This is a genomic window from Deminuibacter soli, assembly GCF_003412455.1.
In the GTDB taxonomy this organism is placed as follows: domain Bacteria; phylum Bacteroidota; class Bacteroidia; order Chitinophagales; family Chitinophagaceae; genus Deminuibacter; species Deminuibacter soli.
Genome location: NZ_QTJU01000003.1, coordinates 207098 through 230306, shown reverse-complemented (window position 1 = coordinate 230306; position 23209 = coordinate 207098). Strand labels below are relative to the sequence as shown.

Sequence of the window (23209 nt, the reverse complement as noted above, 5' to 3'; positions counted from 1 at the left end):
ATTAGTAGAAACCTATTTTTATGAGAAAACACTTCCTATTTTTTGCACTTGCAGCCTGTGTTGGCACTTTGTCCTGTAAAAAACAGGACGTTTCTACCACCGCTCCGGCTTCGGAGATTTCTTCTGTTACATTAGGTAAAATCAAAAGTCTCGGTTTCAGCACTTCCGGCGTAGTGAAGACCGATGCTGGTTACCTGGTGGAAGGTGACATTACCCTTACCGACGAATTACTGAACAGCAACAACAACCAGCAGCTGCTGCGTATTGCCGAAACAGAGCAGTACCGCACCACCAACCTGGTTTCGGCCCCGCGCACCATTAAAATCAAGGTGAGCAACCTGGGCACTGCCTATGTATCAGGAACCGATCTGGCCATCAGCCGTTACAACGCGCTGGGCCTTACGCTTACTTTTACACGCATAACCTCGGGTACTGCTGATATTACCATCAAGGGCTTTAACCAGGGCCCCAGCGGTGGTTATATTACCCTTGGTTCGTCCGGCTTCCCCAGTGGGGGCAAACCGTACGGCACTATCCAGATGAACACCAATTCGCAGGCCTATGGCAGCAACCCCGACGTGAATTATGTGGGTTCTGTTATCCAGCACGAACTGGGACACTGTATCGGCTTCCGTCATACAGATTATATGAACAGGAGCTACAGCTGCGGCGGCGCGGCCACCAATGAAGGGGCTTCCAATATTGGCGCCATCCTTATCCCCGGCACGCCCAGTGGTCCGGATGCCAATTCCTGGATGCTGGCCTGTTCAAATGGCGGTAACCGTACCTTCAATGCCAATGATAAAGTGGCGTTGCAGTATTTGTACTAAAACCGCCCAGTTAACTTTACCAATCCCTGCAGCACGCCGGCTGCGGGGATTTTTTTATGGAATAGGGCTATATTTGCGGCCAGTACGGGTTTTCTTCCATTATTTTAGGTTTAACTATTGGTATTTTGTGTTATTTCCCTACCTTTGCAAACCCAAAAAGGGAACATTACCCAAAAGGCCGTACAAGCGCTCCGTCTGTTCGGGGCCGCCAGCAGGGTGTAATCGCAAAGGATTATTACAATGCCAAAGGTTAAAACCAACTCCAGCGCAAAAAAACGCTTCAAGGTGACCGCATCAGGTGAAATCACCTACCAGAAATCTTTCAAACGCCACATTCTTACCAAGAAATCTACCAAACGTAAACGCGAACTGAACAAGAAAGGTCTTGTTGGCCCTGCTAACAAAGATTTCGTTATGCGCTTACTGCGTTTGAAATAATTACCGGTCCGTTATCTACATTAAAAAATCAGTTAACGGCGCAGGCCGGTAACAAAAACTTATAACTTATGCCACGTTCTGTAAATGCAGTTGCATCAAGGGCAAGAAGGAAGAGAATTCTTAAGCAAGCCAAAGGCTTCTATGGCAAACGTAAAAACGTTTATACAGTAGCCAAAAACATTGTTGAAAAAGGTATGACCTACAGCTATGTAGGCCGTAAACTGAAAAAACGTGAATACCGCCAGCTGTGGATTGCGCGTATCAACGCCGCTGTTCGCGCTGAAGGCATCACTTACAGCCAGTTCATCAACAAGCTGAACACAAAAGGTATCGAACTGAACCGTAAAGTTCTGGCCGACCTCGCTATGAACGAACCTGCCAGCTTTAAAGCACTGGTTGATTCTGTAAAATAAGCATCCTATCCATTGATTTATCAATGGTTCCAAATAAAAACCGGGGATTTATATCATCCCCGGTTTTTTTATTTATTGATGATATCCACAAACAACTATTTTTGCACAGAATTTTTATATTGCAAAAACAAAATAACAACTAACCCAGAGGAATGAATAATACGTACACCGACCTGGTGAAACAAACCTTCCACTTCCCGCAGGAAGGATTTGATGTGAGCGATGAAGGCTACCTGGAGTTCAACGGGCTTGATTTAAAAGCCCTGATTGAAAAACACGGAACGCCTATGAAGCTAACCTATCTCCCCAAAATCGGTATGCAGATTAACCGTGCGAAGAAGATGTTTGACAACGCGTTTAAAAAGCATAAATACGAAGGCAAATATTTCTATTGTTATTGCACCAAGAGTTCCCATTTTTCCTTTGTGGTAGAAGAGGCGCTGAAACACGAAATTCATCTCGAAACCTCTTATGCCTACGATATTGAAATTATCAACAAGCTGTACGAGAAAAGGAAGATCAACAAAGACATCTTTATCATCTGTAACGGATACAAACAGAAAACCTATACTTCACGCATTGCCAAGCTCATTAATTCAGGCTTTAAAAATGTAGTGCCCATTCTCGATAACAAGGAAGAACTGGATGCCTACAAAAGAAGCGTGAAACAGCCCTTTAAACTGGGCATCCGCGTGGCTGCCGAGGAAGAGCCGAGCTTTCCGTTCTATACCTCGCGCCTGGGTATCCGTGCCAGGGATATCCTGGAATTTTATGTAGACAATATTGAAGGCTACGAACATAAGTTCCAGCTTAAAATGCTGCATATTTTCCTGAACAAGGGTATTAAAGATGATATTTATTACTGGAGCGAGCTGAACAAGATCATTAACCTGTACTGCCAGTTAAAGAAAATATGCCCTGAGCTTGATTCCATCAATATCGGCGGCGGTTTCCCCATTAAACACTCGCTGGGTTTTGAATATGACTACCAGTTCATGATCAATGAAATTGTAGGCAATATCAAAAAGGCCTGTAAAAAGGCAAAAGTGCCCATGCCCAATATTTACACCGAGTTCGGTTCATTTACCGTAGGTGAAAGCATGGCGCATATTTACAGCGTAATTGGCCAGAAAATGCAGAACGACCGGGAAACCTGGTACATGATCGATTCTTCTTTCATCACTACCTTACCCGATACCTGGGGCATAGGGGAGAAATTCCTGATGCTGCCGGTAAATAAATGGGATAATGACTACCAACGCGTGGTGCTGGGAGGCATCACCTGCGATAGTCATGACTATTATGATTCTGAGGAACACATCAACGAGGTGTTTCTGCCCAAACTGGAGCACGCCAAAAACACGGGCGATTCACCCAACCAGGAACCCCTGTATGTAGGTTTCTTCCATACAGGCGCTTACCAGGATCAGATCAGCGGTTACGGTGGTATCAAACACTGCCTTATCCCTTCGCCCAAACACATCATTGTAGGGCACGATAAATCGGGCAAGCTGGTAGACTGGGTGTATGCCAAGGAACAATCCGCACAGAGCATGCTTAAAATACTCGGATATCTTTAAAAAAATCGCCTCACTTCGTGGGGCGTTTTTTTTAGTTTTGAACAGTCAGACCCTACCGTTGTTGTATGGTTTGACTGTTTTTGTTTTCCGTCACCCTATTAATAAATGCCATGCGTATTGTTTTCTGCAGCCTGTTGCTGCTGTTTTTTTATGGCAGCAGGGCCCAGAGTGCCGCTGCTACCGATTCGGTAAAAGCCACCATTGACCAGCTATTTGTCGCCATCCGCAATGCAGACAGCACCCTGCTGAACCAGTGTTTTGCACCGGGCGCACAATTGCAAACCGTTACAAAGAACCAGGATGCACAGGTGATTGTGCGCGAGGAGCCCATCAGTGAATTTTCTGCCAGCGTAGCCAAACTCGCTAAAGATGCGGGCGACGAGCGTATTGTATATGATATGATTAAAATAGACCAGGATCTTGCCGTGGTATGGACGCCCTACCAGTTTTACTACAAGGGAGCATTCAACCATTGCGGCGTAAACTCCTTCCAGCTGGTACGCATCAACAACGAATGGAAGATTCAATACATTATTGACACACGGCGCAAAGAGGACTGCATAGAAGCACCAAAGCAGTAACGAGCATGTGTACAGCCGGAGGATTATCGTGAGTGATTTATCGGGAACCCGGGTACTGTTTGTTGCCGGTGAGGACACCGGCAACGGCATTTTTTATTCACTATTGACTATTCGCGTGTACCGGCACTTCCCGAAGGGTAAGTTTTACCTTATGAAGCTGTTGCCAGCTCACGGATGCATTCGCGCAATTGTTTCAGGTAATTGAAATACAGTTTGCGGAAATACCAGGTGCGGATAAAATAGATTATCAGCGCGCCGCCGATACAGTAACCCAGCAACTGCAATAACAGCGGCCATTGTTCGGCCAGTGAAATGGGTTCAATGCCGTTGGTTACCATATCCTGGTAAATTAACCCGTACAGCAATGCCACGCAAAGCGGCAGCAGCAGGCTGGTAAACTGGTTGTACCGCCTGGAGAAATGATGGATGATATAATAAATGGTTTCGAGGTTTTTCTTTACCGGCAGTGGTGTGCTGCTTAAGCTTATTACCCGGTACAACAGAAAGCCCAGCAGCAGGCAAAACAGGAGTGAGGTAATACCGAACACGCCAAAGTAAATACGCGTAGGCCTGCTTTCTGCAGTGCACATTACCACGATAGCCACAATAAGAAATATTACAGAACACAGCAGTTCAAACCACAGGCTCAGCTTCAGTTTGTCAACAACCGAGCGGGCACGTGGTTTCAGCAAAGCTGCAATGTCATCGGCGCTGCGCTGTTCACCCGGTGCAGGTGCTTGTTGTTGCAAATGATATTTCAGGTCATCCAGCTCCATTTCGTTGATTATGCAGGTTGATAATATTTTTTACTGTCATCACGCAGCCTGGCCTTAATACGGTTCATTTTTACTGCTACATTATTGGCCGATATGCCCAGTACTTCTGCTATCTGCTGGTAACTGTAATCTTCAAGATACAGCGCTACCAGTGCCTTGTCAATTTTGCTGAGGCCGGCAATGGCCTTGTACATGGCTTTCAGCTGTTCTTCAATGGCGGGTTCGTGGTAGGCAACAGGCTCGGGCAGGGTTTCGGTGCTTATGGTGGCAGGTTGCCGTTTTTCTTTCTTCAGGAAGGTAATGGCTGTGTTCAGTGCTACGCGGTACAGCCAGGTAGAAAACTGCGCATCCCCTCTGAACCGCCTGTAAGCCTGCCAGGCCTGCAGGGTAATTTCCTGGAACAGGTCTTCCCGGTCTTCAGCATTGTCCATATAAATATTGCACACCTTGTAAACGATGTTCTGGTGCTGCCTGATCATTGATATGAATGCTTGCTCGCTGGCCATGCCTTTATTTAATATGAAACAGGTGTTACAGTAAATCCTTTTTTTCTCAGCAGTGCAATTAATCCCTTGTCACCGGCCAGGTGGGCCGCTCCAACCGCCACAAAGCAAGGCTGCTGTTTCATGGCCGCCGCCAGTACGGGTGCCCAGTTGGTATTTCGCCTGTACAACATCATCTCTTCAAAATTATTGAACAGGGTATCATTCAGTACACTGTTGTACAATGCAGGTAAATCACGCTGTTTGTAATACTGTACCATCTGCATCATGTCCTCTTTCACGCTGTCGTAACTGTACAGTGTTTTTACCAGGTCGTTCGCCTGCTGCTGGTAAGGAATGGAATCAATCATCGCAGCCTGGAAAGCCATGGTCTCCAGTCCCTTTACCGGTATATGTTTTTGTTTGGCCATGCCGGTGAGTTTCAGTTCAAGCGAACTGGTTTCACAGTTCATCATAGACGGGAACAGGAGGGAGGAGAGCAGTAATGGTTTAATATTATTAACCAGTAAAAACGGCGTACCGGTATAACGTGTAAACAGGGTGGCAAGAGAATCGTATTCTTTTTTGGTGAGCAGTGAGCTGATGGTAGTGCCGTTGGGCATCATCATCATTTTAAGCAATGCAGCCTGTTCGCCCAGGTTACTCATGTCCATTTCGAGATACAGCGTGCTGCTGGCGTCGAATTTTTGTTCAAAGGTTTTGCCCAGTGCTGCATCTTCGTTACACAGCAGGTGAAAAGTGCCAAACAGGTACGAAGGTGCAGTTGTGCCATTGCCTGCCACCTGCCACAGCAAAGCCTTTTCATGTGGCGCCTGCGCCTGTGTACCCTGGTGCAGCAGTAGCAGCAATACCGTTATCCATGCCCCAAACTTCATCATCCGTTGTTTGTCTTTCGTAATTAGTAATGTAATGATACAAAACATTACACCAATAACATAAAATGGTTGATGCGGCACTGCAACAAAAAAGCCCCATGTTAAAACACGGGGCTTATAACCAAAACCAACTGCTTATGAAAAATCTATTACGTTAAAATCTCTTATTGAATAGTGATGGCTTTAGGGCTTACTTTCACTTCTTCTTTTTTAGGCAGGGTCAGGTACAGTACGCCATTTTCATACCTGGCTTCAATACCTTCCACATTCACCTGGTCGTCTACATTAAAGCTTCTTTTAAAGCTGTTAAAGCCAAATTCCCTGCGGTGTGTTTTTTCGCCTTCTTTCACCTGCTCGCTTTTTTTGTCGTAGCTGATGGTAAGTAAACCTTTTTCAACATTCACTTTAAAGTCTTCCTTGTTTAAACCCGGGGCCAGTAACTGCAACTGGTAAGCTTCGGTTGTTTCGCTGATGTTCACCGGGGGGATAGCATAGTATTGCTGATCTTTGTTCCAGTTGGCAGGAAAAGCGCCGTTGAAGATTTCGTCGAACAGGTTGCCGAAGTTTCTGTAGTTGTGTTTTACGAGTGTCATAGTATTTGAGTTTTTTTGTTTTAGAATCTGCAGGTAGTAGATCAAATGGCATTCCATGCCGGTTTTGAAAGAAATATTGGCTGATTCAACGATTTGCGTGCGTCATATTGGCGCTTTGTTGTATCTTTTTGTGCCATAATGTCTTAAAAATGCTTTTTACCAGTTCCCATAATTCTCTTATTTTTGTCTTCCACAAGTAAAGAAGGAGGAAAGGATGTATCCCGCAGAGATCGTAATGCCCATGAAGGCAGAATTAACCGATAATGGATTTGACGAGTTATTGACACCTGACACAGTAGACGGCGCTTTAAAAGAGCAAGGTACCACGCTGGTAATGATCAATTCAGTTTGTGGTTGTGCTGCCGGCAGCGCAAGACCTGGTGTTGTAATGGCCGTTAACAATGCTGAAAAGAAACCCGACCATTTAACAACCGTATTTGCCGGTTTCGATATTGACGCATTGAAAAGAGTACGCGAACATTTGTTACCCTACCCGCCGTCTTCACCCGCCATCGCCCTGTTTAAAGATGGCCAGCTGGTGCACTTTATAGAGCGCCACATGATTGAAGGACGCCCGGCACAGGTAATTGCACATAACCTTATTGCTGCTTTCAACGAATATTGCTAGCAGCCGAACATATTCCATGTACACGGCTTTGTTCATGGATGGGTTAGTAAATAGTCTCCCCCTGTTTCTTCAGGGGGATTTTTTTTGCCCGTTTTTTTATTATCATTGCAACTCATTGAAATAGCTACAGGATGTATCCAAATTTATATTACGCGTTTAAAGATCTTTTTGGCATCAGCTTTACTCCATTGAAAATATTCAACAGTTTTGGTTGCCTGGTAGCTTTATCTTTTCTGGCAGCGGCCTTTTTTATTGTTAAGGAGCTGCGTCGCAAACAGGCCCAGGGCTTATTCACCTATACCAAAACAACCATAACTGTTGGCAGTCCCGCCAGCACCGGTGAACTGGTGATTAACTTCATACTCGGTTTTATATTCGGCTTTAAAATACTGGGTGTATTCTTCATTAAAGGTGCCCTCAACGATCCGCAGACCTTTATTTTCTCCGGGAACGGCAGCTGGATGACCGGTATTATGCTCGGCTTGCTGTTTATGGGATTGAAATGGCAGGAGAAGAATAAAAACAAGCTGGATAAGCCAGAACAACGCATCGTGCGCATTTGGCCAAGCGACCGCGTGGGTGATATTACCATTATTGCTGCTGTTGCAGGTTTTATCGGCGCCAAAATATTCGACAATCTCGAAAACTGGGATCGTTTTATACAAGACCCCATTGGCAACCTGTTTTCTGCAAGCGGTTTTACCTTTTACGGCGGCTTAATACTCGCTACCATCGCCATTATTGTGTATATCCGCAAATACGATATCAGTGTGGTACATATGGCCGATGCCATGGCACCTGCATTGATGCTTTCTTATGGACTGGGCCGTATTGGCTGCCAGGTGGCCGGAGACGGCGACTGGGGTATTGTGAACACCAGGCCAAACCCATTTGGCTTTTTGCCGGATTGGGCCTGGGCGTACGATTACCCGCACAATGTAAACAGGGAAGGCGTGCCTTTACTCAACTGCGACTGGGGCGATTACTGTACGCACCTTGCGCAGCCGGTTTACCCCACACCTTTATATGAAATAGTGATGTCACTTGCCTTGTTTGGACTGCTCTGGTTTTTACGCAAACGCATTACCATGGCCGGCCGCTTAACTGCCATCTACTTGTTCGTAAACGGACTTGAACGTTTCCTGATTGAAAAAATCCGCGTAAATACCAAACAGAACTTTTTGGGCCTGCACCCGACACAGGCGGAAATTATATCCACCTGCTTAATGATTGCCGGTGTGGTTTTATATATTTATGCCCCAAAAATCAAAACCAAGCTGTATCCCGTAGCGGAATAAACCACCATAAACATCTTGCGCAAGCACGCCTTACTATGGGCGTGCTTGTTTGTTCTCGCCAAAACAACCCTAAAATCATGTGCATACCATCACCAGGCATTCATCCCGGCCACTTCCGGGGCGCTCATCCGCATTTTCTGCCGCTTATCATTTGCAGTACCGGCTGCCTGTAACATTTGGTAGCAAACCCCGTATAGGTTCGGTAAACGGGCCAGCCATTCATCCTTTTTTATTGCCGTTCACTTACAAAACAATGTACTGTGCTATGCATAGTACCTAGATTTGTACTGTAATTAACAAAAACAAGTACTAAACATAGGGGTCATGAGAAAACTACTGAGCGTCATAGTGTTGTTGGGAGCAGCTGTTACCAGCCAGGCGCAAAATATCCAGGATGGAACCATTTCCGGCAAACTCGCCGCCGGAGCCAAACCGGTTGAATCCGCAACCATTAACCTGTTACTCGCCAAAGATTCCTCCCTTGTAAAGGCAGGACTTACAGATAAATCGGGCAATTTTCTGCTGGAGCATATCAAAAACGGCCGTTACCTGGTGCAGGTAGATGCCATGGGGTACCAGAAATACTATTCCGCCGCCTTTGCATTAACTGAACAGCAGCACGATCATAAACTGGCTGCCATTGAATTAACTGCAGCCAGCCAGGAGCTGAACGGGGTAGTGGTTACCGCTAAAAAGCAGTTCGTAGAACAACATCTCGATAAAACAGTGGTGAATGTAGATGCCAGTCCGTCCAATGCCGGCTTAAGCGCCCTGGATGTACTGGAAAAATCACCCGGCATTACAGTAGATAAAGACGGCAACGTAAGCCTGAAAGGCAAGGGTGGTGTGCTGATACTGGTAGACGGCAAACCTACCTACCTGAGCGCAACCGATTTGGCCAACCTGCTTAAAAACATGCCCAGCACCAACCTTGACCAGATTGAGATAATGACCAACCCGCCTGCCAAATATGATGCTGCAGGCAATTCAGGCGTTATCAACATACGCACAAAAAAGCTGAAAATGAAAGGGCTTAACGGTAGTGTTACCCTGGGGGCAGGCATTGGTCACAATCCCAAATCGAACAACAGCTTTAACATCAACTACCGCACCGGTAAAGTAAATTTATTTGGCAACTACAGCTACAATTACAATAAAGGTTACCAGACACTCGATCTTACCCGCAACTTTAGGGATCAGAATACTTATGAACTGCTCAACGTGTTTCAGCAATTCACGAAAATGGAGCCCAACTACCAGTCGCACACATTTAAAACCGGTATGGATATTACGGCCAGCAAAAAAACAACCATCGGTTTTGTAGTGAACGGTTACCTGGAACACGGCAGCTTCTCGAGCAATAACACCACCAATATTCTTGATGCGCATGGTACGCTCGATAGCGTAACATTAGCACACAACATACAGCGCGATCACTTCAACAATGTGGGCACCAACTTTAACCTGCGCCATACATTTGATACAGCAGGCAGGGAGTTAACAGCCGACCTGGATTATATTCACTACAGCTCTGGCAACCACCAGGAATTCCAGAATATCTTTTACAATAACAGCAACAGCAAAACACAGCCCGACGAATTTATCAGGGGTGAATTGCCCAGCAATATCAATATTTACAGCGCCAAGGTTGATTACACGCACCCACTGAAACACAACGCCAAGTTTGAAGCAGGCGCCAAATCAAGCTATGTAAAAACCGACAACAATGCACTTTACTCCACCCTGCAGAACGATAAATGGATAGAAGACGCAGGCCGTAGCAACCACTTTATTTACAAAGAAAACATCAACGCCGTTTACGTAAACCTCAATAAACAGTTCTCTAAAAAATGGAGCGGACAGTTAGGGCTGCGTATGGAAAACACCAATGCCAGCGGTGACCAGCTTACCACCGACCAGAATTTTAAACGCAACTATACACAGCTGTTCCCGACTTCGTATATCGGTTATACGCTGAACGATAAAAACCAATTCAGCTTAAGTTATGGCAGAAGAATAGAACGCCCCGATTACCAGGACATGAACCCGTTCTATTATTTCCTTGACAAGTATACCTACCAGGTAGGTAACCCATACCTGAAACCACAGTTCAGCCATAACATTGAACTGAACCATACCTATGGTGGTGTATTAACCAGCAGCATCGGCTTCAGCAGAACAAACGACATTATCATGGATGTGCTGAAACAGGTAGACAGCACACGTACCTCGTTTCAGACAAAGGCCAACATTGCCGCAACAACAACCTTTACAGCGAGCATGAGCTTTAACAAACAGCTCACCAAATGGTGGAGAATAAGCCTGTACGGACAAGGCAACTACAACCACTTTAAGGGCTTTGTGAACACAGGCATACTGGATGTAAGCGGCTTTAATTTTATGACCAATTTCAGCAACCAGTTTGAGCTGAAACACAACTGGGGATTGGAGCTGAGCGGCTTTTACCGTAGCAGCAGCGTAGAAGGTACCATCGTATCAAAACCAATGGGCTTAATGAATTTTGCGGTAAGCAAACAGATCATGAAGAAGAAAGGCACCATCAAACTCAACATACGCGACTTTGCCAACCTGCAGTATTTCAGGGGTTACAGCCGCTACCAGAATGTTGACATGGTGATCAAGAACCATTGGGATAACAGGGTAGTCAATATTTCTTTCACCTACCGGTTCAGCAAAGGGGTATCTGCATCACCAAGCCGTAAAGGCAGCAGTGCCAGTGATGAAGAACAAAACAGGGTGAAAAAAGGTGGCGGCAACTAGCTGCAAACTTTTCTTAACAATTAAAAAGCAAGTAAATATCTGCAAATATCTACCTTGCGCCAGTCAAATACGGAATCACCCGTTTGTCCTTATTTGGCAATGATATATTGAAGTTCATTAGCAACTTTAATTATAATAAATCTGACATAAGTTTCTCATGTGCATTATATAGGAATCCGGCCCCTGATTTTCATCGGGGGCATTTTTTTTAGATGGATTTCACGGAGGCATGGTTTTATGCTTCGATTATTATCTTTGCGCAAAGTTTACCATATGCCATCATTCGACATCACCAGTAAGGTTGATTTGCAAACCCTTGATAATGCCATTAATACCGTTAAAAAGGAAATTTCCAACCGTTTCGATTTTAAGGATTCGCCGGTAAGCATCGAGTTAAACAAAAAGGATTATATTTTAAACCTTGAGGCCGAGAGTGATATGAAAATGAAACAAATCATTGACGTAGTGATCAGCCGGGCCATTAAACAGGGAATAGAAGGCACTGCCTTCAACTTTGAAAAAGACGCCTATCCCAGCGGTAAAGTGGTGAAAAAAGAAGTGCCGGTAACCAACGGTTTGAAACAGGAAGATGCCAAGAAGATCGTAAAACTCATAAAAGACGGCGGTTTAAAGGTGCAGGTGCAGATTATGGACGAAATTGTACGTGTTACCGGTAAAAAAATCGACGACCTGCAGGAAGCCATTGCCTTGTGTAAAAGCGCCAGCCTGGGCATTCCGCTGCAGTTTGTGAATATGAAAAGCTAGGAGCGGGGTTGTTGTGGATATTTTGAAGACTGCTTTGCAGTTATCCTCATTTTCAGATTTATTTGCTTAACCGTTCATTTTGGCTTAATTTCGCGTTTCCTAAAAATAACAGTACGGCAAAAACCGTGCGGCCTAAATTAAAAATTATGAAACAAGGTATCCATCCTGCAAACTATAAGTTTGTTGTGTTTAAGGACATGAGTAACGGTCATTCATTTCTGGGCCGTTCAACTGCCAGCTCAAAAGAAACTGTAAAATGGGAAGACGGCAACGAGTACCCGGTAATTAAACTGGAGATCTCGAATACTTCGCATCCTTTTTATACTGGTAAAAACGTGCTTGTTGATACCGCCGGTCGTATCGACAAATTCAAAAAACGTTACGAAAAGAAAAAATAATGTTTGCTGCAGCAATGCAGTAAATCACATACGCAAATCCCTCCGGCACAACTTGTCCGGGGGGATTTTGTTTTTTAGTCAATAAAGCAACCGAACAACTATGATTCCAGCAACCAGTTATCCGAAAGAGAAAATCAATATCCTCTTCCTGGAAAACATCAGCGACAAAGCAGTCCAGTTATTCAAACAGAACGGTTACACCAATGTAAAAAAGTTGTCAGGCGCCCTCAGCGAAGACGAGCTGATCAAAGAAATTAAAGACGTACACCTGCTTGGCATTCGTTCCAAAACACAGATCACCGAAAAAGTACTGAACGCCGCCAAAAAGCTACAGGCCATTGGCTGTTTCTGTATCGGCGTAAACCAGGTTAACCTGAAAGCTGCCACCAAACAGGGTGTGGTGGTATTTAATGCGCCTTACAGCAATACCCGCAGCGTGGCTGAACTGGTGATTGGTTTATCTATTATGCTCATCCGCCGCATTGCCGATAAAAACAAAGCCGCACACGAAGGCATATGGCTGAAAGATGCCAAAGGCAGTTTTGAAGTACGTGGCAAAACACTGGGATTGGTAGGTTATGGCAACATCGGCTCACAGGTAAGCGTACTGGCCGAAGCGCTGGGCATGAAAGTGCTGTTTTACGATGTGGAAACCAAACTGCCGCTGGGTAATGCTTCATCCTGCAAAAGCCTGAAAGAGCTGGTATCACAGGCTGATATTGTGTCACTGCACGTGCCGGAAACTGCGCAGACTAAAAACCTGATCAACAAAACCAATCTCAAATATTTCAAGAAAGGCAGCATACTCATTAACTACGCAAGGGGAGAAGTGATAGAACTGCCAGCCCTGGCCAAAGCATTGAAAGATGGTGACCTGAGCGGCGCAGCCATTGATGTGTTTCCATGGGAGCCTGAAAAAAGCGGCGATAAATTTGAAACACCATTACAGGGGTTGCCCAACGTAATTCTTACCCCGCACATTGGCGGCTCTACCGAAGAAGCGCAACAAAATATTGGGGAAGATGTGAGCGCAAAACTGTTCAACTATCTCGAGAAAGGCATTACCAACGGTTCACATACCGTACCTGCCATCGGTTTGCCGCCGGTAGATGGTGCACACCGTATTCTGCACATCCACAACAACGTACCCGGTGTATTAAGTGCGATTAACACCCAGCTGTCCAACCACCATATCAACATTGTTGGCCAGTACCTGAAAACAAACGATTCAATTGGCTACGTGGTGCTTGATGTAGATCGCAAATTATCCAAACAGGCCATTGAACTCATGAAAGAATTGAAAGATACCATCAAGCTGCGTTTGCTGTATTAAGCCGCATGCAAACTGTCTTCAGTTGATTCCATACGAATACCTTACCGCGGGGCCACCACAATGGCTCCGCTTTTTCTTTGGCATGGGTTAAAGGTGTAATGTTTGAAGTTTAACGTTTCATGTTGATGGGAAACTTAACAAAGTTTAAAAGGTTCAAAAGTTCAATAAGTTCAATTGAACCACGCTTGGCCAATGTTCCAAAGGTTCAAAAGTTTAAAAGTTCAATTGAACCATGGAACTATGAAACAATTGAACCATCTTTCCGGCAATTGAACCACGCTTAGCCAATGTTCCAAGGTTCAAAAGTTTAAAGGTTCAATTGAACCATTGAACTATGAAACAATTAAACTATCTCCCCCAGGCAATTGAACCACGCTTAGCCAATGTTCCAAAGGTTCAAAAGTTTAAAAGTTCAATTGAACCATTGAACTATGAAACAATTGAACCATCTCCCCGGCAATTGAACCACGCTTGTCCATGCTGCAGTGCCGCCGCCGGCCGTTATCTCTCACTTAATTTTTGTATTTTGAGGGCGCATTCGTACAACCGGAATCGAGGATTCTTTAGCAGATCATTTTATTAGGCATTTATGAATGAAATTATTGAACAGTTAAAAGAGGCGGTGCATATATCACCCAACAATATCCCGTTGCGACTGCACCTGGCCGGCCTGTTGCTGAAAGAAAATCAGCTGGCTGAGGCATCTGAACAATTTGCGCAGGTATTGCAACTGCAGCATGACAATACAAAGGCGCTTACCGGTTTGGCAACTGTTTATTACCGCCAGCAGAAATACTCTCCGGCCATCATTCTGTTTGAACAATTGCAGGAGCAGCATGCACTGGACAACGACAGCCGTTTGCTGTTTATCCGCTGCCTGCTGAAAGAAAACTCACTCACGCCTGCGCGTGAATTGTACGAACAGCTACTGCACGATCAGCCTGATTTTAAAGATGCAGAGATAGACCAGGCCCTGCGTTTACCAGGCATGGAAATGGGCATGGAATCAGAAGCGTTGCTGCAGGAACTGGCCAATGAGCACAGGTATTTCATGGAAAAGCCTTCACTCAACTTTAGCCAGGTAGGCGGCATGAAGCAATTGAAAAACGAGATTTCGCTCAAAATAATACACCCGCTCCGCAACCCGGAGATGTATAAAGCTTTTGGCAAAAAAACAGGCGGCGGCATACTGATGTATGGCCCTCCGGGCTGTGGTAAAACCTTTATTGCCAAAGCAACGGCAGGCGAAATTTCTGCTAAGTTTATCAGTCTTGGTCTGCACGACATACTGGATATGTGGATTGGCAACAGCGAAAAGAACCTGCACGAAATATTCCAGGTGGCACGCCGCAATAAACCCTGTGTACTGTTTATTGACGAAGTAGATGCATTGGGCGCCAGCAGAACAGACATGCGCCAGAGCGCCATGCGGCAAATCATCAACCAGTTTCTGGCAGAGCTGGATGGGGTAAAAGACAGCAACGATGGCGTGCTGGTACTGGCAGCCACCAATGCCCCCTGGAGCGTGGACAGTGCGTTTCGTCGCCCGGGCCGTTTTGACCGGGTACTGTTTGTAGCGCCGCCCGATGAAGAAAGCCGCCGCGAAATACTGGCATCGATATTAAAAGAAAAACCGGCAGAATCAATTGATACTGCGCAAATTGCAAAGCTTACCGCGAATTATTCAGGTGCCGATCTGCAGGCTGTGGTAGACATAGCGATAGAGCAGAAACTGGAAGAATCACTGGCCAAAGGCGTATTGCAGCCTGTAACGCAGAAAGACCTGCTGAAAGCCGTTAAACAACACAAACCTACCACCGGTGAATGGTTTACCACTGCCCGCAATTACGCATTGTATGCCAATGAAACGGGTTTGTACGACGATATCCTGCGGTACCTTAACCTCAAAAAATGATCGAACAGAATAAGTATCATTATATAGAAAGAGCGCGTTTGCTGCTGAAACAGAAACGGTATAAAGAAGCAGAAGCAGAGGCATCGGCAGTACTGCAGGGCAACCCCAACGATGTAGATGCATTGCAGATAATCGGGCATTGCAGGCTCGATAACAAACAGGTAGATGAGGCCATCGCACTGTTTCAGCAATGCGTGGGGCTTGATGCAGGTGACGACTACCTGTATTACCTGCTGGCGTTTGCCTGGTACCAGAAAAACAAGATGGACAAGTCCATGCATTACCTGCAGCAGGCCATTAGCTTGTATCCGCACCATGCCGGTTATTTTTCACTGCAGGCCAATATTTACATTACACAGAAAAAATATGGCCAGGCTGTAGAAGCGGCCGAACAGGGTTTACGGCAGAATGCCAAAGATGTATCGTGCCTGAATGCACGCTCCAAAGCATTGCTACGGCTGAACCTGGAAGATGATGCCATGGAATCGATACAGAGTGCCCTGCAGATAGATCCCGAAGATGCGCAAACGCATGTGAATTACGGATGGGTATACCTGGAAAAAAACGAGCCGCAAAAGGCCATGGAACATTTCAGGGAAGCGCTGCGCATCAACCCAAACAGCCAGTACGCCAAGAACGGTTACAAAACCGCGCTCAAGTGCAAGCTTACTTTGTACCGCTGGCTGCTGCAATATCATTTGTGGATGAGCCGCCAGTCAAAAGCATTGCGCATTGGTTTTATTGTCGGTATCTGGTTGCTGGTGAGCTTTTTTTCGAGAGATAGCAATACCGGCACCAGGAGCGATATGATAGGGCAGGTGATCATCGGTGTTTATATAGTACTGGTATTATTCACCTGGCTGGGCAATACACTGGCCAATGCTTATTTGTTAGTATCACCTTATGGGCGATATGCATTAGACAACAGCGAAAAATGGAGTGCCTTTTCAGTAACCTGTGTATTCGCCGTTGCGCTGGCAATGTGTGGCGTAGGTATATTTTATGGGGAGGAATGGTTTTGGAATGCAGCTATCCTGGCATCGTTTTCCATCTTATTCAACGTAATGCATTTCCCGGTAAAAATATTCAGGGGCGGTAAAAAGCAGGTAATGCTGCAGGCCTTGCTGGTATTGGGTTTGATTACAATTGCTTCAAGTTTTATTTCAGCAGATGCGGCTACGGTTTGCCGCAGTGTTTATTTAATTGCCTTAGCCGCCTGTATGTGGGCAGGCAGCTTGCTCAATGCCTGAAAAAGCTTGTGCGCCCTTTGCCGGAATGCTGCTGTTTCGTGCGGCAGGCGGCTTTCGGCAAGCAATTTCAATTCAGGAATAATATCCGGGTAAATGGCCGCCAGCTTTCCCAATGTCGTTAGTGCAAATGCTTTTATGGCCACCGGTGTTTCATGTGTTTCTATCAGTGTAAAACAACTTTGCATCAGTTCACCATGCAACGGTTCTGGTATGTTCATGGTTTGCAATACGCGCACGCTGTTGCGGATAACGGCAGGATGCACACCGGTTTTGCTTAATTGCGATACCAGTTCTTTCACATGCGGCTGCACCATTTCCGGTTTCTTGCGCGCTGCCCACGACACACTCCATGCGGCGCGCTGTGCCAGCCGGTAATCCTGGTCAAGAAAGCACCGCATCAATTGTTTAAACCGCGCTGCAGAAGAAACAGCATAATCTGCCACTGCCTGGGCCTTGGCGTGGTTTTGTACTTTGTCTTCCAGCAATGCGGTGCGGATATTCATACAATGATTTTTACTTCAATGCGGCCAGTATCGCATGTACCTCGGCTTCGTCTGCAATGGTCATGCTCAAATCTTCCTGCATGCCCGCCACCTCAAACTGCATGGCAGACGGTGTTTGTTTACGGGCCGAAGAATGTAATTCAACAGCGCCGGTAAATTCGGCCAAAGCCTTGCAGTTGCTGCTGCGCACGCCGCTGCCGGGCATAATAATAATGCGGTCAGCTGCTTTGTGCACCAGCTGTTTTAGCAGCTCCCGGCCATCCCAGGCATTGGGCACCTGTCCGCTGGTAAGTATACGCTGGCAACCGCATGCAATAATGGTTTCAAGCGCTTCAAGCGGCTGCGCGCAACGGTCAAATGCACGGTGAAAAGTAACTTCCATCGGGTAGGCTGCTTCCACTAAACGGGCAGTGCGTGCCTCGTCAATTGTACCATCCGGCAGCAGCAACCCCAGCACCACGCCGTCATAACCCAGGCTGCGGCAGAGCTTGATTTCTTCCAGCATCACCGCATACTCCTCATCGGAATACAAAAAATCACCACCACGCGGGCGTATAATCGGGAACACCGGGATACTGATGCGTTCCCTTACTTTCTTCAATGTACCATACGAAGGCGTAGTGCCGCCATCATACGGGTTTTCACACAATTCAATCCTGTCGGCGCCCGCCCGCTGTGCAATAATGGCCGATGTAATATTAAATACTGCTATCTCGAGTAACATGGAATGATGGTTAGGTGGATCGCCCTTCGGGCAAAGATGGTTCACGGTTTAATTGTTTCATAGTTCAATTGTTTCATGGTTCAATTGTTTCATGGTTCAATTGTTTCATGTTTTAAACGACACAACTTGAACTTTGAAACTCTTGAACATATTGAACTTCTTCATCCTGCAACGTTAAACTTCAAACATTAAACCCTTAAACATCCCGACTTGAACTTTGAAACTCTTGAACATATTGAACTTCTTCTTTTACTGAAAATGTTTTGATTCAATGAGCACATTGTGATCATCTGCATAACATACTGCAAAATTAAAACCGCCCTGGATGCAGTAGCCGCCGTATTCGCCCTGCTTGTTGATGGCGATAAAGCCTACCTGAAGATCGTCGCGTTTCTGGTATTTGTTTTTACGGAGAATACGTTCTACTGCCTGTTTGCAGGCTTCTTCCGGTTTCAGTCCCTGGCGCATCAGTTCTACCACCAGGTGGGTGCCGCATATTTTAATCACTTCTTCGCCGAGGCCGGTGGCAGTGGCGGCGCCCACTTCATTGTCTACAAACAAACCGGCGCCAATAATAGGGGAATCTCCCAACCTGCCACGCATTTTAAACGCCATGCCGCTGGTAGTGCAGCTGCCGCTGAGGTTGCCCTGTGCGTCGAGTGCGACCATGCCAATGGTATCGTGATTCCAGTCGCCGTTGTCGAGCTTGCGTGGTGCAAACGCGTGCGGGTTGCCGGAATTTTCAATATTGGGAATGGGTTTGTATTCTGATTTCTGCAGCCAATTTTTGTAATTGCGTTGTGCATCATCTGAAAGACCCGGTTTTTCCAATGGAAAACCTTCGGCAATGGCAAACTGCTGTGCACCGCTGCCTACAAGCATTACGTGCGGTGTTTTTTCCATTACCCGGCGTGCAACAGAAATGGGATGTTTGATTCTTTCCAGGAAGGCCACGCTGCCGCAATTGCCATTCTCGTCCATAATGCTGGCATCGAGCGTTACATAACCATCACGGTCAGGGTTTGCGCCAAGACCCACGCAACAATTCTGCGACGATTCGGTAACCATTACACCGGCCTCCACGGCGTCGAGTGCACGGCCGCCTTTGCGCAGAACTTCCCAGGCCGCCTTATTGGCTGCAATGCCTTCGCCCCAGGTAGAAATAACAATGGGTTTGCGCACTGCTGCCGTGCCTGCGAACAATTTGCCTGTGAACAGGCTGCCCAGTGAAAGGGAGCCGATCTGTAAAAAATTTCTGCGATGAACCATGCCGGTGATTTTTCGCTAAAGTAACGAAACCCGGGTTGAAAAAACAAAGCAGCCTTTGGCGTGTTTGTTGAGTTAAATACTTGATTGTTAGTATTACCATTTTGGAAATATTGGACGAAAGCGCTTTCAAACTTTCAAAAAATATTGAAAATTAGCGTAACTTTGTGTCACTTAAAATAGCTCGTTATGAAAGTCGTTATCATTGGAGGTGGGTTTGCGGGTTTACAACTGGCCCGTAAGCTGAATAACAAGAAAGGCATTGAAGTACTGCTTATAGACAAAAATAATTACCACCAGTTTCAGCCGCTTTTTTACCAGGTGGCTACCGCTGGTCTCGACGCCAGCAACATTTCGTTCCCGTTGCGCAAGGTGTTTCATAAAAGTCACAATGTGCGTTTTCGCATGGCAACGGTAAAAGAGGTAAAACAGGCCGAAAACAAGCTGGTAACCGATATTGGTGAATTTGAGTACGATGTGCTGGTAATGGCCATGGGCGCCAATACCAATTTCTTCGGAAACACCAACCTGCAGGAACTGGCTTTCCCCATGAAATCAACTACCGAAGCCCTGCAGTTACGCCATCACCTGATCCAGAAGTTTGAAGATGCACTGATGATTAAAGATCAGGCAGAGATGGAAAAGATGCTGAATATCATTGTGGTGGGCGGCGGACCAACCGGTGTTGAAATCAGTGGGGCGGTAGCCGAAATGCGCAACAATATTCTGCCGCGCGATTATCCTGAACTGGATTTCTCCAAAATGAAAATCTTCCTGCTGGAAGGCTCACCCAAAACATTGGGCGTAATGAGCGCCAAAAGCAGCACAGACAGCCGGGGCTACCTGGAAAATAAACTGGGCGTAATTGTGCGTACGGGCACCATTGTTAAAGATTACGACGGCGAGGAAGTAACGCTGAGCACCGGCGAAAAAATCCCCGCCAAAACGGTGATCTGGGCCGCAGGTGTTAAGGGTAATGTGCCAGCTGGTGTTGACCCGGCGCTGATTGTACGTGGCAACCGCATTAAAGTCAATCGCCAGAGCCGCATGGAAGGCAGTTCAAACATTTACGTCATCGGCGATCTCAGCTACATGGAAACCCCAAAATACGATCACGGGCACCCGCAGCTGGCCAATGTAGCCATTAACCAGGGCAAAACACTGGCGAAAAACCTGATCAGGATAAATAGTGGTCAAACTTCGGAACTAATTGATTTTGAATACAAAGACAAAGGAAGTATGGCTACCGTAGGCCGTAACCTGGCTGTGGTTGACATACCGGTACCCAAATTGCATGTAAAGGGCTTCCTGGCATGGCTCATCTGGATGTTCCTGCACCTGGTATTAATCCTGGGCGTTAAAAACCGCATGCAGATCTTCATCAACTGGATGTACAAATATTTCACATACGACCAGAGCCTGCGTTTGCTGTTCAAGGAGTTTTACAAGCCACGGGTGGTAGAACATTCCAGCGTGCGCGAAACGCCGGCAGCGACGCATTAGTAGTTCAAATGTTTAAGGGTTTAAAGTTTCATGTTTAAAGTTTTATAGGGTTTTAGAAAGCAGGCAGGCCGCTCAATTTGGGCGGCTTGTTTTTTTTGTTTCAAAGGCTGGAATTGCTGTAAGCCTTGATAGCAGTGGATTTCAACAGAACTGACCCCTATTTTATGTGTTATCATTTATCCTATAATTAATATTATGTTAAGTTAATCAATAGGGAATCTATCCCATTTATCACTTTTCAGAATGCGACTGTTTTCAACAATACTGCAAACCGGATTTACCCCTGCTACTTTTACTCCACTCCCTGTAATCCACTTTTGAATTAATTTTATCGGCTCCGGAACAAAACGTACACCAGCGGGTTGTAACGTTGTTCAAACTAATTTATCATCTATCAAACACTTTAACCGAACATGATGAAAAAACAAGTGCTGCCCATACTGCTTGCACTGCTGATGACCGGAACTGCTGGCATAGCCCAGCAAACGCCGGCTAACGTAAAACTGGTGAACCCGGCCGGATTGCATACTCCAAATGGTTATTCACACATGGCAGAAATTGATCTTGGAAACAGTACGATGCTGATTATTTCGGGCCAGGTGGCGCTGGATAAAAACGGTGCACTGGTGGGCAAAGACGACCTGGAGAAACAGGCTGAGCAGGCCCTGGAAAACATTAAAACCATCGTTCAAAGCGCCGGTGGCAATATGAGCAACGTTGTGAAAATGAGCTATTTTATGACGGACATTTCAAAAATTGCACAGGTGCGTGCGGCGAGGGATAAATTTGTAAATACGGCCAACCCTCCTGCAAGTACTTCGGTTCAGGTAAGCCGCTTGTTCAGGGAAGATATTCTTATTGAAATTGAAGCAACGGCTATTATTCCGAAGCCCAAACAATAAATCCATCGAACCATAAAGCCATTAAAAAAGGCCACCAAGCGGTGGCCTTTTTCATTTTAGTATTTTCCGTGTTCGGCGTCGAACTGTTTGTATTTCGCATCGTTTTTGTCGTACTCAGCCGGGTTTTTACCACGGGCCTTGTCGCGCTTCCACATGTAAAGGTTGGCAAGGAAGTCAACGCTTTTTGACAGGCAAGATGTTTCTACTTTTTCCCTTGGGCTTTTTGCTTTAAGGATATTGTAGGCTTTTTCCATCAGGTCAATGGATTTGTCGGCCATAGCGATCTGTTGTTTTTCTACATCCGCGCGCTGTGCTTTCAGGGCTGCACTTTCGCCACGCAGTGAGTAGAATTTATCTTCCAGTACGTTGAACTGGCTGTACAGTAAAACACCTGCGTTGAAAGCAAATACACCATTGTTGTTATCGGCATTGAAAGCTTTTTCAAAGGCTTCAGACCCCAGGTTTTTAATTTCAATCTGTTTGGTGCTGTCGAGTTTGCTCAGTTCTTCTTTGGGAACGTTGGCAAAGTATTCACCGTAAGTAGCATACTGCTGAGCGGTTAAGCCGGTAGCGCCTTTGTACTGTTTGATCATGTCGTCCAGGCTGGAGTTTTTGGTATTGAACTCCATTTCGTAAGCGCTCCACAGTTTTTCTGTCTGATCAGGATACAACTGTTTGGCAATAGCCAGGTATTTTTTGAACTCAGCCTCGTTTTTGGTATCGAGGTAATTGTTCAGCAGATAACGGTAGATATCAACGAAGTCTTTACCACCGATTTTTTCGTCAGCGAACTTTTTGTAATAATATACGGCGCTGTCAGTTTTTTTAGCGTTCTGCGCAGCATAACCGGCATAGATTACAGTGAAAGTATCGATGTTCTGTTTGGTGGTACCGAAGTTGTGTTTAGAGATCAGGTCACCCAGGTCTTCTGCAACGCGGAATTCATGAAATGCGTCGTCCCATTTGCTTTCGTTGAAGTATTTTCTGCCGTTGTTGAAGTTGTTGGCATAAATAATACTCACAGCCCTGAGACCATTTTCTTTCAGGTTTTTATAGGAAGTGTCCTTATCGAGTGCGCGGTATTTTAACAGCGCTGCATAAGCGTCGTCCAGTGCTGTCGGGTATTTGGCTTTCAGCGAGCTGTCAGCACCCAGTTCAGCGTCAACCCTTGCAGCGAGCAGCTGTGCTTCGGGGTTGGTGGCGGCTTTGGGATCGGCCATTACTTTGTCCAGTTCTTTCTTGGCGTCTTCCCATTTGTTCAATAAGGCATACTTGTTAACATTGTCCAGTTTTTGCGCCATTGCGGTTGAACCAATCGCAACAAAAGCAGTGGCAATCAAAAGCTTTTTCATAC

23 protein-coding genes are annotated in these 23209 nt (G+C 45.9%); 15 read left to right on the top strand and 8 right to left on the bottom strand.

Features of this window, described 5'->3' with window-relative positions; genetic code table 11:
• Positions 1-20: 20 nt before the first annotated feature.
• The 5 genes from DXN05_RS11325 (at position 21) to DXN05_RS11305 (ending at position 3842) form a co-directional block, all read left to right on the top strand.
• Complete coding sequence (locus tag DXN05_RS11325; protein ID WP_116847361.1) at positions 21-830, top strand: M57 family metalloprotease; 810 nt, start codon at positions 21-23, stop codon at positions 828-830.
• A gap of 240 nt (positions 831-1070) precedes the next feature.
• Positions 1071-1268: a 50S ribosomal protein L35 gene (rpmI, locus tag DXN05_RS11320; RefSeq protein WP_116847360.1), complete on the top strand. Its 198-nt coding sequence runs from the start codon at positions 1071-1073 to the stop codon at positions 1266-1268.
• A 68-nt stretch (positions 1269-1336) separates the two neighbouring features.
• On the top strand, positions 1337-1681 hold the full coding sequence (gene rplT / locus DXN05_RS11315; protein WP_116847359.1) for a 50S ribosomal protein L20: 345 nt from the start codon (positions 1337-1339) through the stop codon (positions 1679-1681).
• A gap of 152 nt (positions 1682-1833) precedes the next feature.
• Positions 1834-3261 carry a type III PLP-dependent enzyme domain-containing protein gene (locus DXN05_RS11310; RefSeq protein WP_116847358.1) on the top strand — a complete coding sequence of 476 codons (1428 nt, stop codon included), beginning with the start codon at positions 1834-1836 and terminating at the stop codon, positions 3259-3261.
• A gap of 110 nt (positions 3262-3371) precedes the next feature.
• Positions 3372-3842, top strand: coding sequence for a nuclear transport factor 2 family protein (locus DXN05_RS11305; RefSeq protein WP_116847357.1), 471 nt, complete (start codon positions 3372-3374; stop codon positions 3840-3842).
• A gap of 149 nt (positions 3843-3991) precedes the next feature.
• Here the strand turns inward: DXN05_RS11305 and DXN05_RS11300 are convergent, their stop codons facing one another.
• The 4 genes from DXN05_RS11300 to DXN05_RS11285 form a co-directional block, all read right to left on the bottom strand.
• Positions 3992-4618, bottom strand: a complete 627-nt coding sequence (locus DXN05_RS11300; RefSeq protein ID WP_116847356.1) for a hypothetical protein — start codon at positions 4616-4618, stop codon at positions 3992-3994.
• 8 nt (positions 4619-4626) lie between these two features.
• Entirely contained in the window at positions 4627-5124 is a 498-nt protein-coding gene (locus DXN05_RS11295; RefSeq protein WP_116847355.1) for an RNA polymerase sigma factor, read from the bottom strand.
• An 8-nt stretch (positions 5125-5132) separates the two neighbouring features.
• Complete coding sequence (locus DXN05_RS11290) at positions 5133-5996, bottom strand: TraB/GumN family protein (protein WP_158559216.1); 864 nt, start codon at positions 5994-5996, stop codon at positions 5133-5135.
• Between the two features lie 164 nt (positions 5997-6160).
• Positions 6161-6589, bottom strand: a complete 429-nt coding sequence (locus DXN05_RS11285; RefSeq protein ID WP_116847353.1) for an Hsp20/alpha crystallin family protein — start codon at positions 6587-6589, stop codon at positions 6161-6163.
• 214 nt (positions 6590-6803) lie between these two features.
• On the opposite strand from DXN05_RS11285, the gene DXN05_RS11280 reads away from it, so the two are divergent.
• The 8 genes from DXN05_RS11280 (at position 6804) to DXN05_RS11245 (ending at position 16957) form a co-directional block, all read left to right on the top strand.
• Positions 6804-7217, top strand: a complete 414-nt coding sequence (locus DXN05_RS11280; protein ID WP_116847352.1) for a BrxA/BrxB family bacilliredoxin — start codon at positions 6804-6806, stop codon at positions 7215-7217.
• Between the two features lie 131 nt (positions 7218-7348).
• Positions 7349-8515, top strand: coding sequence for a prolipoprotein diacylglyceryl transferase (locus DXN05_RS11275; protein ID WP_116847351.1), 1167 nt, complete (start codon positions 7349-7351; stop codon positions 8513-8515).
• 324 nt (positions 8516-8839) lie between these two features.
• Positions 8840-11296: a TonB-dependent receptor domain-containing protein gene (locus tag DXN05_RS11270; protein ID WP_116847350.1), complete on the top strand. Its 2457-nt coding sequence runs from the start codon at positions 8840-8842 to the stop codon at positions 11294-11296.
• A gap of 273 nt (positions 11297-11569) precedes the next feature.
• Positions 11570-12061 (top strand): YajQ family cyclic di-GMP-binding protein, encoded by a 492-nt coding sequence (locus DXN05_RS11265; protein ID WP_116847349.1) that lies wholly within the window; start codon positions 11570-11572, stop codon positions 12059-12061.
• Positions 12062-12207: 146 nt separating this feature from the next.
• Positions 12208-12459, top strand: coding sequence for a type B 50S ribosomal protein L31 (locus DXN05_RS11260; RefSeq protein ID WP_116847580.1), 252 nt, complete (start codon positions 12208-12210; stop codon positions 12457-12459).
• 100 nt (positions 12460-12559) lie between these two features.
• Positions 12560-13792 carry a phosphoglycerate dehydrogenase gene (gene serA, locus DXN05_RS11255; protein ID WP_211330024.1) on the top strand — a complete coding sequence of 411 codons (1233 nt, stop codon included), beginning with the start codon at positions 12560-12562 and terminating at the stop codon, positions 13790-13792.
• Positions 13793-14381: 589 nt separating this feature from the next.
• Positions 14382-15707 carry an ATP-binding protein gene (locus DXN05_RS11250; RefSeq protein WP_116847348.1) on the top strand — a complete coding sequence of 442 codons (1326 nt, stop codon included), beginning with the start codon at positions 14382-14384 and terminating at the stop codon, positions 15705-15707.
• Positions 15704-16957 (top strand): tetratricopeptide repeat protein, encoded by a 1254-nt coding sequence (locus tag DXN05_RS11245; RefSeq protein WP_116847347.1) that lies wholly within the window; start codon positions 15704-15706, stop codon positions 16955-16957. Before DXN05_RS11250 ends, DXN05_RS11245 begins: the two co-directional genes overlap by 4 nt.
• Here DXN05_RS11245 and DXN05_RS11240 read toward each other — a convergent pair.
• The 3 genes from DXN05_RS11240 to DXN05_RS11230 all read right to left on the bottom strand — a co-directional run bounded on the left by DXN05_RS11240 (position 16903) and on the right by DXN05_RS11230 (position 19453).
• A complete protein-coding gene (locus DXN05_RS11240) occupies positions 16903-17460 on the bottom strand; it encodes a hypothetical protein (RefSeq protein WP_116847346.1) in 558 nt (185 codons plus the stop codon). The two genes, DXN05_RS11245 and DXN05_RS11240, sit on opposite strands and share 55 nt — an antisense overlap.
• A 10-nt stretch (positions 17461-17470) precedes the next feature.
• Positions 17471-18184: a copper homeostasis protein CutC gene (locus DXN05_RS11235; protein WP_116847345.1), complete on the bottom strand. Its 714-nt coding sequence runs from the start codon at positions 18182-18184 to the stop codon at positions 17471-17473.
• 249 nt (positions 18185-18433) lie between these two features.
• Positions 18434-19453, bottom strand: a complete 1020-nt coding sequence (locus tag DXN05_RS11230; protein ID WP_116847344.1) for an isoaspartyl peptidase/L-asparaginase family protein — start codon at positions 19451-19453, stop codon at positions 18434-18436.
• Between the two features lie 186 nt (positions 19454-19639).
• On the opposite strand from DXN05_RS11230, the gene DXN05_RS11225 reads away from it, so the two are divergent.
• Positions 19640-20953 (top strand): NAD(P)/FAD-dependent oxidoreductase, encoded by a 1314-nt coding sequence (locus tag DXN05_RS11225; protein ID WP_116847343.1) that lies wholly within the window; start codon positions 19640-19642, stop codon positions 20951-20953.
• A gap of 413 nt (positions 20954-21366) precedes the next feature.
• Positions 21367-21855 (top strand): RidA family protein, encoded by a 489-nt coding sequence (locus DXN05_RS11220; RefSeq protein WP_245975186.1) that lies wholly within the window; start codon positions 21367-21369, stop codon positions 21853-21855.
• A 56-nt stretch (positions 21856-21911) separates the two neighbouring features.
• On the opposite strand, the gene DXN05_RS11215 is transcribed toward DXN05_RS11220, so the two are convergent.
• On the bottom strand, positions 21912-23207 hold the full coding sequence (locus DXN05_RS11215; RefSeq protein WP_116847342.1) for a hypothetical protein: 1296 nt from the start codon (positions 23205-23207) through the stop codon (positions 21912-21914).
• Positions 23208-23209: the final 2 nt, after the last annotated feature.